General features: G+C 46.9%; 13 protein-coding genes and 2 pseudogenes. 11 read left to right on the top strand and 4 right to left on the bottom strand.

Features of this window, described 5'->3' with window-relative positions; genetic code table 11:
* Positions 1 to 164: 164 nt before the first annotated feature.
* Positions 165 to 1,694, bottom strand: a complete 1,530-nt coding sequence (gene ahpF / locus VF724_RS09830; RefSeq protein WP_371754063.1) for an alkyl hydroperoxide reductase subunit F — start codon at positions 1,692 to 1,694, stop codon at positions 165 to 167.
* Between the two features lie 12 nt (positions 1,695 to 1,706).
* A complete protein-coding gene (gene ahpC, locus VF724_RS09825; RefSeq protein WP_371754062.1) occupies positions 1,707 to 2,270 on the bottom strand; it encodes an alkyl hydroperoxide reductase subunit C in 564 nt (187 codons plus the stop codon).
* A gap of 222 nt (positions 2,271 to 2,492) precedes the next feature.
* On the opposite strand from ahpC, the gene VF724_RS09820 reads away from it, so the two are divergent.
* The 8 genes and pseudogenes from VF724_RS09820 (at position 2,493) to VF724_RS21535 (ending at position 6,969) form a co-directional block, all read left to right on the top strand.
* A complete protein-coding gene (locus tag VF724_RS09820; RefSeq protein WP_371754061.1) occupies positions 2,493 to 2,753 on the top strand; it encodes a hypothetical protein in 261 nt (86 codons plus the stop codon).
* 53 nt (positions 2,754 to 2,806) lie between these two features.
* A pseudogene (locus tag VF724_RS09815) lies at positions 2,807 to 3,067 on the top strand (sulfite exporter TauE/SafE family protein); the annotation flags it as partial.
* Positions 3,068 to 3,160: 93 nt separating this feature from the next.
* Positions 3,161 to 3,382, top strand: a pseudogene (locus VF724_RS09810) (ArsR/SmtB family transcription factor); the annotation flags it as partial.
* Between the two features lie 46 nt (positions 3,383 to 3,428).
* Positions 3,429 to 4,184 (top strand): NRDE family protein, encoded by a 756-nt coding sequence (locus tag VF724_RS09805; protein WP_371754060.1) that lies wholly within the window; start codon positions 3,429 to 3,431, stop codon positions 4,182 to 4,184.
* A 687-nt stretch (positions 4,185 to 4,871) separates the two neighbouring features.
* Positions 4,872 to 5,588 (top strand): AzlC family ABC transporter permease, encoded by a 717-nt coding sequence (locus tag VF724_RS09800; protein ID WP_371754068.1) that lies wholly within the window; start codon positions 4,872 to 4,874, stop codon positions 5,586 to 5,588.
* Entirely contained in the window at positions 5,585 to 5,905 is a 321-nt protein-coding gene (locus tag VF724_RS09795) for an AzlD domain-containing protein (protein ID WP_371754059.1), read from the top strand. Before VF724_RS09800 ends, VF724_RS09795 begins: the two co-directional genes overlap by 4 nt.
* Positions 5,906 to 6,257: 352 nt before the next feature.
* Positions 6,258 to 6,509 (top strand): alkaline phosphatase family protein, encoded by a 252-nt coding sequence (locus tag VF724_RS21540; protein WP_442788062.1) that lies wholly within the window; start codon positions 6,258 to 6,260, stop codon positions 6,507 to 6,509.
* Positions 6,445 to 6,969: a LysM peptidoglycan-binding domain-containing protein gene (locus tag VF724_RS21535; RefSeq protein ID WP_442788061.1), complete on the top strand. Its 525-nt coding sequence runs from the start codon at positions 6,445 to 6,447 to the stop codon at positions 6,967 to 6,969. Before VF724_RS21540 ends, VF724_RS21535 begins: the two co-directional genes overlap by 65 nt.
* 476 nt (positions 6,970 to 7,445) lie before the next feature.
* Here VF724_RS21535 and katG read toward each other — a convergent pair whose 3' ends face one another.
* The gene (gene katG / locus VF724_RS09785) at positions 7,446 to 9,629 is read right to left on the bottom strand and encodes a catalase/peroxidase HPI (RefSeq protein ID WP_371754058.1); all 2,184 of its coding nucleotides are present in this window, start codon (positions 9,627 to 9,629) and stop codon (positions 7,446 to 7,448) included.
* A gap of 404 nt (positions 9,630 to 10,033) precedes the next feature.
* Between katG and VF724_RS09780 the strand changes: the two genes are divergently transcribed.
* A complete protein-coding gene (locus tag VF724_RS09780) occupies positions 10,034 to 10,474 on the top strand; it encodes a Fur family transcriptional regulator (protein WP_371754057.1) in 441 nt (146 codons plus the stop codon).
* 66 nt (positions 10,475 to 10,540) lie between these two features.
* Here the strand turns inward: VF724_RS09780 and VF724_RS09775 are convergent, their stop codons facing one another.
* Positions 10,541 to 11,638 carry a 5-methyltetrahydropteroyltriglutamate--homocysteine S-methyltransferase gene (locus VF724_RS09775; RefSeq protein ID WP_371754067.1) on the bottom strand — a complete coding sequence of 366 codons (1,098 nt, stop codon included), beginning with the start codon at positions 11,636 to 11,638 and terminating at the stop codon, positions 10,541 to 10,543.
* A 219-nt stretch (positions 11,639 to 11,857) separates the two neighbouring features.
* Here VF724_RS09775 and VF724_RS09770 point away from each other — a divergent pair, with 219 nt between their 5' ends.
* Together VF724_RS09770 and desA are read left to right on the top strand one after the other, a co-directional pair.
* Positions 11,858 to 12,115, top strand: coding sequence for a YciI family protein (locus VF724_RS09770; RefSeq protein WP_371754056.1), 258 nt, complete (start codon positions 11,858 to 11,860; stop codon positions 12,113 to 12,115).
* A gap of 214 nt (positions 12,116 to 12,329) precedes the next feature.
* Entirely contained in the window at positions 12,330 to 13,340 is a 1,011-nt protein-coding gene (gene desA / locus VF724_RS09765; protein WP_371754066.1) for a Delta(5) desaturase DesA, read from the top strand.
* Positions 13,341 to 13,424 lie beyond the last annotated feature (84 nt).

Here is a 13,424-nt window from a genome sequence, read left to right as displayed (position 1 = left end):
TCTTCGTCAAATATTATCCTCAAGCGCTTCGTGCGTCAAAGATGAAAACATGCGTAAAAGCGAGAAAAACGAAGAAAACATTAATTTATTGAGGGAGGTTCGTGAAGAAAGCCGCTGCACTATCGATCAGATAGCGCAACGGCTTTCGACAATTCACTCGTTTATTAATTTCGGATGAGATAATCGAATGCGCCCAAGGCTGCATTCGCGCCCGATCCCATCGAAATAATGATTTGCTTGTAGGGACTGTTGGTGCAATCCCCTGCGGCAAACACGCCGGGAAGGCTTGTAGCGCCATGACTGTCGACAACGATTTCGCCAAAGCGGGTACGCTCCACCGTGTCGCCTAGCCAATCGGTATTCGGCACTAGTCCGATTTGCACAAATACACCCTGTAATTCAATATGCTGAACGGCTTCCGTATCCCGTTCCATATAGGAAATGCCGTTGACCTTGTCGGTTCCGGTAATTTCTTTGGTTTGCACGTTCTTGAGGACGGTGACATTGGGCAGACTATAAAGACGCTTTTGGAGAACAGAATCGGCTTTCAGCTCCGGCATAAACTCAAGAACCGTTACATGCTTCACAATGCCTGCGAGATCAATTGCCGCTTCAATACCGGAATTGCCGCCGCCGATAACCGCTACGTGTTTACCTGCGAACAAGGGTCCGTCACAATGAGGGCAGTAGGCGACACCTTTGTTTTTGAACTCGGCTTCGCCGGGTACCCCGACATTGCGCCAACGAGCGCCGGTTGAGATGATGACGGTTTTGCTCTTAAGAACTGCTCCGCTTTCAAGCTCGATTTCGATGAATTCCTTTTTCTCCAAACGTTTGACACGCTGCAGCTTCATGATATCAATGCCATACTCTTTGACATGCTCTTCAAGGCTTGCTGCGAGCTGGGGCCCTTCGGTATATTTGACACTGATAAAGTTCTCAATGCCCAAGGTGTCCAAGACCTGACCGCCGAAGCGTTCGGCCACAATGCCCGTACGAATGCCTTTGCGCGCCGCATAGATCGCTGCGCTTGCACCGGCCGGGCCGCCCCCGACAACAAGAACATCGTACGGAACTTTATTGGCAAGCTCCGATGAATCCGGGGCACTGCCCATCCTGGCTAGAATTTCTTCAATGGACATACGGCCGCTGCTGAAGACTTCCCCATTGAGGTAAACAGTCGGTACGGCCATGACGTTTTTGCTTTCCGCCTCCGCTTTGAACACCGCACCGTCAATCATGGTATGCGTAATGCCCGGATTGAGGATGCTCATCAGGTTCAGTGCCTGCACGACGTCGGGACAGTTGTGGCAGCTCAGGCTGATGTAAGATTCAAAATGATATTCGCCGCGAATGCCCTTAATTTGCTCAATTACGCTCTGATCCACCTTGGGCGCTCTTCCGCTAACCTGCAGTAGAGCCAGCACCAAGGAAGTAAATTCGTGTCCTAAAGGGACACCGGCAAAAGTTACTCCAGTATCTTCGCCCACACGATTCACGCTGAAGCTCGGTGTTCTCGGCAAAAGTACATTTTCTACCGTAATTTTAGAAGACATGCTGGCTATCTCATCGATTAAAGCCAGCATGTCTTTAGATACGGTATCGGACCCTGCACTCACTTTGAGCAGCACATCGTTTTCCATGAGCTGAAGATATTGGTTTAATTGTGCCTTAATCTCCGAGTCCAGTACCATTTATTGCACTCCTTAGATCTTTCCTACGAGTTCGAGGCTCGGCTTCAGTGTTGCAGCGCCTTCCTGCCATTTTGCCGGGCAAACTTCCTTCGGGTTTTTGCGAACATATTGAGCTGCTTTAAGTTTGTTGATCAGAGTGCTTGCATCACGGCCGATGCCGCCAGCATTAATTTCAATGGCTTGGATGACGCCGTCCGGATCGATGATGAACGTACCGCGGTCAGCAAGACCACTCTCTTCAATCAGCACATCGAAGTTACGGGAGATCGTATGCGTAGGGTCACCGATCATCGTATAAGTAATTTTGCCGATAGCTGCTGAAGTATCATGCCATGCTTTATGTGTAAAGTGGGTATCCGTGGAAACGGAATACACTTCAGCCCCCAGTGCCTTCAGGTTTTCGTATTCGTTTTGCAGATCCTCAAGCTCGGTCGGGCATACGAAGGTAAAGTCTGCCGGATAAAAGCAAACTACGCTCCATTTGCCTTTGAAGTCTGCTTCCGAGACCTCAACAAACTCTCCATTGCGGTAAGCTGATGCTTTGAACGGTTGTACTTCTTTTCCAATTAAAGACATGATCAAGTTTCCTCCTAAGTTGGTTTTAGAATTATATATAGCTTGTACTAAAAAACAAACTATAATAAATATAAATTTATTTTAATTATAACTTTATATGAATTATTTTGTCAAGAAGGAGATGCAAATTTGGTGCTCTTTCAGCTTTTTTTGAGCATTTTTTCCATTTTGAACCTGTTTTAAACTCCTGCTTCGACAAGCCCCGTATTGGAGTGATCGGATTTGACCAAGCACTCCACAAGGGACAGGGCAATTTTCTATTTACGGATCCTTGCCATTTTCAATCGATTAACAACTGATGAATACCGCATCTCCCGTGCTCAGATCATGCCGGCCATGCGGAAAGATAAAGATGTACAGCCGAGCATTATTGTCCTGGGACTAGAGTTGCAGAAACGGTTAAATATTGTCCGGGTTGCAGACGAAGATCATAGAAATAATATCGCAAGAGAAGGTAAAGCGAAAGGTGGAAATTGTCCTTGAAAAACTGTGTTATAATCGTTATGAGGTTATTTGATGAGCAATAGAAGATGTGTTTGACAACCAGCATGGGAATGCCGGCCCCCTTTATTGCTTTATTTCTCAGGAACAGGTACTCAAAAAGAAAAGTTAAGAGGTACGACTCTGGCCTTTTATTTTATTTATCCACCTGATCAGTTTATCAATCCAGGTTGTTTTTGCCGGAACCAATAAAACCATCTGGATTTCAAGTGGTTTTGCTTTGCCATTTGGTACTATTATGTTTGTATTTGGGGCAACTTTTATTTAAACGGATCCTAAAAAAGGAGATACGATGACAAAGGAAAAAACAATGTAGGAAATGGGATTCTGGCGAAATCCTTTTATACCTGCCTAAATCCGGCTCCTGTACGCTCACCGAAGTTGGTCATAAGGAAATGCCGGTTACTGCCATTGCGCGGCATTTCCCTATAAGCCGTACCGCTGTCAACAAGCATCTGCACATTCTTTTCGATGCGGGTCTTGTCACGAGTCACAGAAAGGGACGGGAAACGCTTTATAAGCTGCAACCGGAGCCCCTTGCCGAACTTAAAGAATGGCTTGCCTTTTTTGAACAATACTGGGACGAAAGATTGTCCGCCTCAAACAATTAGTAGAGTCCCATAACGATTAATAAAATTTTATGAGGGCTGTGATTTCATGTGTTTAATCCTATTTGCATATCGGGCGCACCCGCTTTATAAACTCATCGTTGCCGCAAACAGAGACGAATTTTATCAAAGGCCAACGGCTCCGGCTCATTTTTGGAGGGACATTCCTCATATTCTGGCCGGCAGGGATCTGGACAAAATGGGGACTTGGATGGGAGTCACGCAAGAGGGACGATTCTCGGCTTTGACAAATTACAGGGATCCCAAAGCCATAACAGTAGGGAAACGTTCGCGTGGTGAATTGGTCGTAGATGCTTTGAAAATCAAAGGGAATTTACAAGATTATATGCAAGACTTAAGGAAAACCAATGATCAGTATCCAGGATATAACTTAGTGGCTGGAGATCTGAATGAACTTTACTATTATTCCAATGTCGGATTGCAGCTGCAGAGGATAGAACCCGGAATATATGGTGTAAGCAATCATCTGTTAAATACCGAATGGCCCAAAGTGCGAACAGGAAAGGAAGGCATGACCAGGATCATTGACGAAAACCATGAGGATATCGCAGAGAAGCTTTTTCATCTTCTTAGCAATGAATCCTTTTTTCAGGATGAGCTTCTTCCCCATTCAGGCGTTTCTTTGGAATGGGAAAGAACGCTCTCGCCGCTGTTTATCAAAAGCAAGAATTATGGGACGAGGAGCTCGACCGTTTTGTTGATGTCGGATCAAGAAATTCAATATACGGAACGGGTATTCTCGAACGGCGGTGCGACGGATCGGCGATTTACGATCAAACTTTGAGGAATGGCCGGATGCGCAGCGTTCGTTGAATTGGGCGAGAGAGTTTTCGGAGCGAGAGGATTGCCTGGCCGTCTTGGCGAATCATGGTCCCAAGATCAAGCCCCGAATCATCGGATAATATTCGCAAGCAGGGAATCGTTTGTTGAATCAACTGTTGGAGCAAGCGGGAGTGACCTCTTCTCAGGCAGAGGTCATTCGCTTTTTGGAGACGCGGCAGCCATCGTCTCTGAAGGATTTGGGACTCGCCAAGATTAGTTGACTGCATGGTGAAGGATGGATGGATCGAGAGAATGAATCATCCGAGGACTCGAGATTCGTTGTGCTGCAGCTGACGAAAGAAGGGCGGGAAGCAGCGAAAAATAAAGCTCGTTGAAGAACAAGTGTACGGATTGATCGAAAAAGTTCTGTCTGAAAGTGAAATGAAAGCAATCAATGCGGCTTTGCGCAGGTTTGTTCAAGATTTCCCCATCGGCAAAGCGTTGAATAAGCGCGGTATCTAACATGCAACAGACCCATGCAAAGGCACATGGACCTGCTCGATTTGAACTTGTTTTTGCGACCAAAGATCAACAATTTAATTTAACATAGCCTATAAAAAAGAGATGATGGAATGGAAATTTTGATAAAATAAACAGGAAGTCAGACCAATTATTGAAATCATATTACAATTCATTAGTTGAGGTTGATATGGAAATGTCCACAAGAATGGAAGATAGAGAGCTAACCTGGTATGAAGGCATAAAGGATGCGCTTCCAACATTTATCGGTTACATGAGTATTGGAATTGCTGCAGGTATCGTGGGCGCCTCTTCCAACTTCAGCGTTTTGGAGATCGGATTGCTGTCCGCACTGGTTTATGCGGGCGCCGCCCAGTTCATCATTTTTGCGCTGCTGGTACAGGGAACACCGATTTCCGTAATCGTGTTCACAACGTTTATCGTGAATTTGCGTCACCTGCTGATGAGCATGACGCTTGCTCCCGTGTTAACGAAGTATTCGCTGCTCAAGAACATTGGCATTGGCGCGCTGTTGACGGACGAAACGTTTGGCGTGGCAGTGACCAGAATGGCAAAAAAGGAACCGATCAACGACCGCTGGATGTACGGATTGAATCTGTCCGCCTATGCGGGGTGGATTATGGCCAGCGTTTTAGGCGCGACAGCGGGCAAATGGATATCGAACCCGAAAGCGTTCGGGTTGGATTTTGCTTTAACCGCCATGTTTGTAGCCCTGCTTGTTCTGCAGTTGCAAAATCTTAAAGAGAGCCGGTTGAAGCTTTATCTGACGCTGATTTTGTACACGGCCATACTCATGTTCATTTTGAGCATGTTCGTTTCCATATCGATCGCAGTTCTGTTGTCAACCATAATCGCAGCGGCGATTGGGGCGGTGATGGATAGATGACCCTTGACGCAAACATACTTCTTGTCATTATCGGTTCCGCTGTCGTCACGATGATTCCCAGAATCCTGCCATTTATCGTTATTCGCAAAGTAACGCTTCCCGCAATCATCACCAAATGGCTGTCCTTTATCCCGATCAGCATCCTTACGGCGCTGACCGTCGGCAGCTTCATCAAGCAGGAAAACGCCTGGATCTCAATCGATTGGAGTGTTCTTGCAGCGATCGTGCCGACTTTGATTATTGCCGTATGGACGAAAAAGCTATCCGTTACCGTCATCGCGGGAATCATCATCATGGCGGTCATAAGGTTGTTTTGAACAAAGCAGGGTGCCGCCGAGGCCCTTTTTTGCTGGTTCGGACAGAAAAAAACCGCACAAATTCTTCACAAGCCTTTAAAGTTCATTTAAGATTTGTCTGATATTTTTGTCATTGATTGTAAGATTTCAAAAATATCAATTGGGAGGCAACAAAACTCATGGAAGGGAAAATGCGATGCCAACAAAAACGTCGGAGATCTTCTTAACGCAAAGGGCGTGACCTGGGGCTGGTTCCAAGGGTTTTGCCGATCCTTCCGCAAAGAGCAAGAACGTTGGCGGAAAAGAGGTTACGGACTACAGTCCGCACCATCAGCCTTTCCAATATTACACTTCGACTGCAAATCCGAATCACCTGCCGCCAAGCTCTCCGGCGATGATCGGTAAAACAGACCAAGTGAATCACCAATATGACATGAAGGATTTCTGGACAGCGGTTGACAATGGAAATATGCCCGCAGTCAGCTATTTGAAAGTGCCTATGTATCAAGACGGACATGCCGGATACTCCGATCCTTTGGATGAGCAGACATTCATCGTGAATACGATCAATCTCCTTCAAAAAAACACCGGAATGGAACAGCACCGCGGTAATTATCAGCTATGATGACTCCGACGGCTGGTACGATCATGTTTATGCGCCGGCAAACGGCCAGTCGGTTGAATCCGGTAAAGCCGGTTACGGTCCGAGATTGCCGTTGTTGGTCTACTCCACTTATGCCAAGCAGAAGTTTGTTGACCACACCTTGACGGATCAAGCCTCCATCCTTAAGTTTGTCGAAGACAACTGGAAATTGGGCCGCATTGGCGGAGAATCTTTGGATGCGCAAGCCGGAAGCATAGAAAATATGTTTGATTTCAACAAAGGCCCTGTTGCAGCAAAACTGTTCCTTGATCCTGCTACCGGTCAACCTTTGAAAATGTATACCGTCAAAGCCGGCGATACGGTCGGAAAAATTGCTTCCATGTACAAATTGGATTGGCATGAGCTGGCTAAAATCAATAATTTGGCGAATCTCGATCTGATTCAGGTTGGTCAAAAGCTGATGCTGCCTGCCGGCAACTAAACACTTAAAGTAAGGAGCCCTGACTTCGACTTAACGACTAGGGCTCTTTTTTCAACATTAGCGCGTCTAGCCAAGTTAGGTACAACTAGTCGGTGAAAGTTCGATCAAGGTAGGAGCCAAGTCGCCTATATTTTTCTGCGAGCTTCGCAATTTCCTTTTGAGATAATCCAACTCTCCCGGCGGAAAGCCGTAGATGAAAAAAGCACCTCACTAATGCTCCTGAATCAAAACTCACTTTCCTCATCATAAGGCGTGAGTTGAGATTAGGCATCCTCGTAAGGTGCTTCGGGATCGAGTGTATCGTGCATCGTCATCTGCGAAATGTTGTCTGAAGGCAACGATACGCATCACACCCTGACACTTCGGGCAACATAGTGGATCCGTGAGGAGTGACTTCTGTATGAGGCGCGCTCCTCTGCTTCTTCCACCTTTCTGCGAAGTCCCGGGCTTTGTTGCTGTATTAGCCGTAGCAGCCGTTAATGAAGGTCGAAACGATCCGCATTCATGACCTTGGTCCAGGCAGCGATAAAGTCGCGCACAAACTTCTCTTTGTTATCGTCTTGGGCATAAACTTCCGCAAGGGCACGCAGAACGGAGTTTGAACCGAACACCAGGTCAACTCTGGTTGCCGTACGCACGACTTCACCTGTCTTGCGGTCGCGTCCATTATACACGTTTCCGTCTACAGGCTCCCACACTACTCCCATGTCAAGCAGGTTGACAAAGAAGTCGTTCGTGAGTGTGCCTACCCGATCCGTGAATACGCCGTGTTTTGTGCCGCCGTAGTTTGCACCCAGAACACGCATGCCGCCAATCAGTACAGTCATTTCAGGTGCAGTGAGGTTAAGCAGCTGCGCCTTGTCTACCAGGAGCTCTTCTGCACTTACACTATACTGCTTCTTCTGGTAGTTGCGGAAACCGTCAGCGATAGGCTCGAGCACTGCAAAGCTGTCTGCATCCGTTTGCTCTTCTGTTGCATCGCCGCGTCCGGGAGCAAAAGGAACAGTTACCTCAAAGCCTGCATCCCGTGCAGCTTTTTCGACTGCGGCACTACCGCCGAGTACAATCAAATCGGCCATGCTGACATTCTTGTCGAAATCATTTTGAATGCCTTCCAGTATAGTAAGCACTTTTGCAAGCTGTTCGGGCTGATTCACTTCCCAATCCTTCTGTGGAGCAAGACGGATGCGGGCGCCATTGGCGCCGCCGCGCATATCTGAACCGCGGAAGGTGCTGGCTGAAGCCCAAGCAGTGGTTACCAGCTCGCTGACTGTAAGTCCCGAGTCCAGGATCCTAGCTTTAAGCTCTGCCACTTCTGCATCTGTTAATTCATAATTGACGGAAGGAATAGGATCCTGCCAGATAAGCTCTTCTTCCGGAACTTCCGGACCCAGATATCTGGAACGAGGACCCATGTCACGGTGCAATAATTTGAACCATGCGCGAGCAAATGCATCTGCAAACTCTTCCGGATTCTGGTGGAAACGGCGGGAAATCTTTTCGAATTCCGGATCCATACGCAGTGCCATATCCGCAGTGGTCATCATCGTTGGAACACGAATCGACGGATCTTCCGCATCCGGCGCAAGGTCCTTCTCAGCAGGATTTACAGCAACCCACTGATGCGCGCCTGCAGGACTCTTTGTGAGCTCCCATTCGTATCCAAACAGCAGATCAAAGTAACCATTATCCCACTTTGTCGGATTGGCCGTCCAAGCACCTTCAATACCGCTGGAGATTGTGTCGCGGCCTTTGCCGGTGCCGTATGCGCTTTGCCAACCCAAGCCTTGCGCTTCGATGGGAGCGCCTTCCGGCTCCGGACCGACAAGAGCGGCATCTCCCGCACCGTGTGCCTTGCCAAAAGTATGGCCGCCGGCCGTTAGGGCGACTGTTTCTTCATCGTTCATTCCCATACGTGCAAAGGTTTCGCGTATGTCGCGAGCGCTTGCAAGCGGATCCGGATTGCCGTTAGGGCCTTCCGGGTTGACATAGATAAGGCCCATCTGAACGGCAGCAAGCGGATTCTCAAGCTCACGATCGCCTGTGTAACGTTTATCGCCCAGCCATTCCGTTTCAGCACCCCAGTAAATGTCTTCTTCAGGATGCCAAATGTCCGGGCGTCCTGCTCCAAAACCGAATGTCTTGCCGCCCATGGATTCAATAGCGACATTGCCTGCCAGAACGAGCAAGTCGGCCCAAGAGATCTTGTTGCCGTACTTTTGCTTAATCGGCCACAGCAGTCGACGGGCTTTGTCAAGGTTGACGTTGTCAGGCCAGCTGTTAAGCGGAGCAAAACGCTGTGCGCCGGTTCCAGCGCCGCCGCGGCCGTCGCCAGTACGATAAGTGCCTGCGGCGTGCCAGGACATACGGATAAAAAATGGACCATAATGCCCGTAGTCAGCAGGCCACCAATCCTGACTGTTTGTCATTAGATCGCGGAGATCCTGCTTCAGAGCATAGTAGTCTAATTTTTTAAATTCTTCTGCGTAATTAAAGTCTTCTCCCATAGGGTTGGATTTTCTGTCATGCTGATGCAGAATATTCAAGTTCAACTGGTTTGGCCACCAGTCTCTGTTTGACGTGCCACTAGATTTATGACTAGTAGCACCGCCGTGCATTACCGGGCACTTGCCAGTGTTGGCAGTTTCTATAGTGCTCATAGGTTATTCTCCTTTCTGTTCTGTGAATTCTGATTGTCCGTAACAGGGGCGCCCGAAGAAGCAGTCAACTTCATCATTTGAGTCAAAAAATCTCCTCCCTTAAATTTATTATCTATTTATAATAATTATAAATAATTAACTAAAATTTATCATTTTATTTCTCGCATTTCAAGAACAAAATTTTTAAAATTGACTTTTATTACCTTATTAATTATTATTAATTTAAGCTAATATTTATTATAATAAAAAGAAAAATAGTGTATTTATTTTCTATAACGATTCTTGTTGCATATTTAAGCAATCGCTTACAAAGCAGAATGTTTTGAATTCTTGACGAGCCGGCGTAGATATTCGGGATGGATTTAATGCGGGTTAACAATCTGAAAATAAGCAGGTGATGGATTATGGCTGCGACATTGAAAGAGGCTTTGGAGGTTGTGAAGCAGAACGGATTGAAAATGTCCGTACAAAGAAAAATGATCTTGGAGTATTTGTACAGCCACAAAAATACCCATCCGTCAGCAGAGGAAATCTTTTCGGAAATCAGCAAAAAGCTGAATATTTTAAGCCCGGCTACTGTTTATAACAATCTTAAGCATCTTAAACAATACGGACTGGTAAAAGAAGTTTATTATCAGGGTGGAGCGACCCGCTATGACAATAATTTGGAGAAGCATCATCATTTAATTTGCACTCATTGCGGTAAAATCATTGATTTTTATTATTCGGAACCGATGAAGCTGCAGGAGGTCATTCAAAACGAAATGTTTTCCGCGGATGAAGCCTACATTGAGATTCGCGGGAAATGTCAACAATGCGCTTCCAGAGACGGCGCGGAAAATTGAAAACGTCCGGGAAGTGCAAGCGCTCATCATAGCGCCTCCGCTTCCCGGACGTTTGTTCGAATCAGCTTACTTCCATACGTCCCGGGAAATTTCAACCACATGCCGCAGCTTTGCCCATTGCTGCTCTTCCGTGAGCAAATTGCCTTCCTCCGTGGATGCGAAACCGCACTGCGGACTTAAGCAAAGCTGGTTCAAATCGACATAGCGTGAAGCCTCGTTAATTCTGCGCTTGATTTCCTCCGGATCTTCCAATTCTCCAAATTTCGATGTCACCAGTCCGAGCACAATCTGCAGATCCTTCCGTTTCACGAAGCGCAGCGGTTCGAAGCCGCCGGCCCGGTCACTGTCATATTCAAGGAAGAACCCATCGATATTCAGACCGTCAAACAGAACCTCCGCCACAGGCTCATATCCGCCCGATGAAATCCAGGTTGAGCGGAAATTGCCTCGGCAAATGTGCATGGTGATTTTCATGTCTTCCGGACGGTCCGCAACCGCATCATTGATCGTTTGCGAATACAGTGCTTTCAGCTCATCCGGGTCCAATCCCCTGGCGCGCATTTGCTCAATTTGTTCGGTGGAGCACAAATACGCCCACGACGTGTCATCCATTTGCAGATAACGGCAGCCGGCATCATAGAAGGCACGGATCGCCTTTTTGTATGTACGGGCCAGATCGTGGAACAGCTCTTCTTTATCGTCGTATATACCTTTTTCGATTTCCCCCCTGAAATGAAGCATGCTCGGGCTTGGAATCGTCATTTTAGCCGTGTGCGATCCGGCGATGCTGTGCAGAAACTTGAAATCCTCCAGCATCGGGTGGTTCGTAAAATCCAGCTTGCCGGTCACTTTGATCGAGTGGGAGCTTGTTTGCGTTTGGTGAAACTGGATGCCGCTTTCTTTTTCATACCCTTCTACGCCGTTGAGGTTTTCAAGAAAATCAAAGTGCCACCAAGCCCGGCGGAATTCCCCGTCTGTAACTGCCTGCAGCCCGACCTCTTTTTGCTTTTCGACGACATGCTTGATTTCCTCGTTTTCGATTTGACGCAATTGTTCCGCTGAAATCTCGCCGGATGCTTTTTGCAAACGCGCTTGTTTGATCCGCTGCGATCTTAATAAACTGCCGACTTGATCGGCCCGATACGGCGGTTCATTGCGCTGCATGGATGAATTGGCTTGCTGTTCCATTATGGGTTACCTTCTTTCTTGGATATTGTATTGGGGTACCACAAAAAAATTGGATATATGTTATTTTAACAAAATTATGATGACTTGTCTTTGTCATACTATGATCAAATAATATCGTTTACAAACGAATCGCTTATGCGTTATCTTTGTTAGAGATGTTAAAGACAGCAGACGAACAAAAGGAGGAATTCCGTCATGAAAACATACGTGGTTTTTCTGCCGATGCTGGATGCCGAAAAAAGCAAATTGCACCGGCCGGAGCATTTGGCTTATCTTGAAGAGCAGGCTGCCCAAGGGCATATTTTTGCAAAAGGACCGTTCGTCGACGGATCGGGCGGTATGGTCATCTATAAGGCCAAATCGATGGAAGACGTTGAGATGCGTGTAAAGAATGATCCGTACGTCCAGACCGGAGCGCGTTCTTACGAAATTCGTGAGTGGGCAATGAATTAATTCGGGAAGATCGCCGAATCTGAAATCGGGATGCGTCCCTAGTCATTGAAGATAATGGGAAATGTGTACCGATTTTTTTGACAGGCAGAATTTTGTTGTTACGGCTTGGGGCGATTATCGTATATACTGAGATGGTACAATACCAGCTGAGGCTCATTTTCTGATTCATTGGTTTGACTTGGGAATAAGAGGAGCGCGGAGAGGAGATCTAAAGATCGAAAAAATACAACACGATAACTGGAAGCAGGGCATCGCTCCTTATGAAAAATCAGTTATTAGACGCAGTGTATGGCAGCTTGTGAACACCTTTGTACCTTTTATTTTTCTTTGGATCTTGGCGTATTATAGTTTGACCATTTCTTATTGGCTTACCCTGGCTTTGGCGATTCCAGCGGCGGGCTTTTTCATCCGGATTTTCATTATTTTTCATGACTGCGGCCATCATTCATTTTTTAAAAGCAAAAGAGCCAACGATATTGTCGGCACGATTGCCGGAATATTGACTTACGTCCCTTATCAGCAATGGAAATATACCCACTCCGTTCATCATGCCACAAGCAGCAACCTGAACCGAAGGGGGATAGGGGACATTTGGACGCTGACAGTGGATGAATATCTGGCATTATCCCCGATCCGGCGGTTGTTTTACCGGATTTACCGGAATCCGTTCGTGATGTTTGGGATAGGACCGATTTACACCTTTCTGATCGAGTACAGGTTCAACCGAAAGGGTGCCGGGCGCAAGGAACGCATCAACACTTACATTACCAATTTAGGCATCGTCGGTTTGACAGCCCTGATTTGCTGGATGATTGGCTGGCAGCAGTATCTTGCGGTTCATGGGCTGATCTTCTTCATTTCGGGCGTGGCGGGCATTTGGCTGTTTTATGTGCAGCACAATTTTGAAAACACCTATTTTGAAAAAGAAGAGAATTGGGACTATGTAAGCGCAGCCCTGAAAGGGAGCTCATTCTATAATTTGCCGAAAATCCTTCACTGGATGACGGGAAACATCGGATTTCACCATATTCATCATTTGAGTCCGAAGGTGCCGAACTATTATTTGCATCGGGTTCATGCCGACAACCCCTTTCTGCAGGAGGTTCCATCCATCAATTTGATTTCAAGCCTGAGATCGCTGCGGTATCGCGTATGGAACGAGCAGAGCAAGAAGTTCGTGGGCTTCAGGGATATTCATCGTAAATCAAAGAAGAAAGCAAGTTGAACCGCGCTCTCAGCTTCATATTGTTGCAGACCGTGCAGCCTTGATTCGAGCAATCGACCGGATCAAGGCTGTTTCCATTTGCTT

Source organism: Ferviditalea candida (genome assembly GCF_035282765.1).
Lineage (GTDB): Bacteria > Bacillota > Bacilli > Paenibacillales > KCTC-25726 > Ferviditalea > Ferviditalea candida.
The sequence above is the reverse complement of the archived record's forward strand: the minus strand, read 5'-3'. Positions and strand labels throughout refer to the sequence as shown.

What these genes read in the sequence shown, in the direction of transcription:
- ahpF (WP_371754063.1), bottom strand. Translation starts at nt 1,694, where the DNA reads ATGGTACTGGACTCGGAGATTAAGGCACAATTAAACCAATATCTTCAG.
- VF724_RS09780 (WP_371754057.1), top strand. Translation starts at nt 10,034, where the DNA reads ATGGCTGCGACATTGAAAGAGGCTTTGGAGGTTGTGAAGCAGAACGGA.
- VF724_RS09770 (WP_371754056.1), top strand. Translation starts at nt 11,858, where the DNA reads ATGAAAACATACGTGGTTTTTCTGCCGATGCTGGATGCCGAAAAAAGC.
- VF724_RS09805 (WP_371754060.1), top strand. Translation starts at nt 3,429, where the DNA reads ATGTGTTTAATCCTATTTGCATATCGGGCGCACCCGCTTTATAAACTC.
- VF724_RS09800 (WP_371754068.1), top strand. Translation starts at nt 4,872, where the DNA reads ATGGAAATGTCCACAAGAATGGAAGATAGAGAGCTAACCTGGTATGAA.
- katG (WP_371754058.1), bottom strand. Translation starts at nt 9,629, where the DNA reads ATGAGCACTATAGAAACTGCCAACACTGGCAAGTGCCCGGTAATGCAC.
- VF724_RS09795 (WP_371754059.1), top strand. Translation starts at nt 5,585, where the DNA reads ATGACCCTTGACGCAAACATACTTCTTGTCATTATCGGTTCCGCTGTC.
- ahpC (WP_371754062.1), bottom strand. Translation starts at nt 2,270, where the DNA reads ATGTCTTTAATTGGAAAAGAAGTACAACCGTTCAAAGCATCAGCTTAC.
- VF724_RS09775 (WP_371754067.1), bottom strand. Translation starts at nt 11,638, where the DNA reads ATGCAGCGCAATGAACCGCCGTATCGGGCCGATCAAGTCGGCAGTTTA.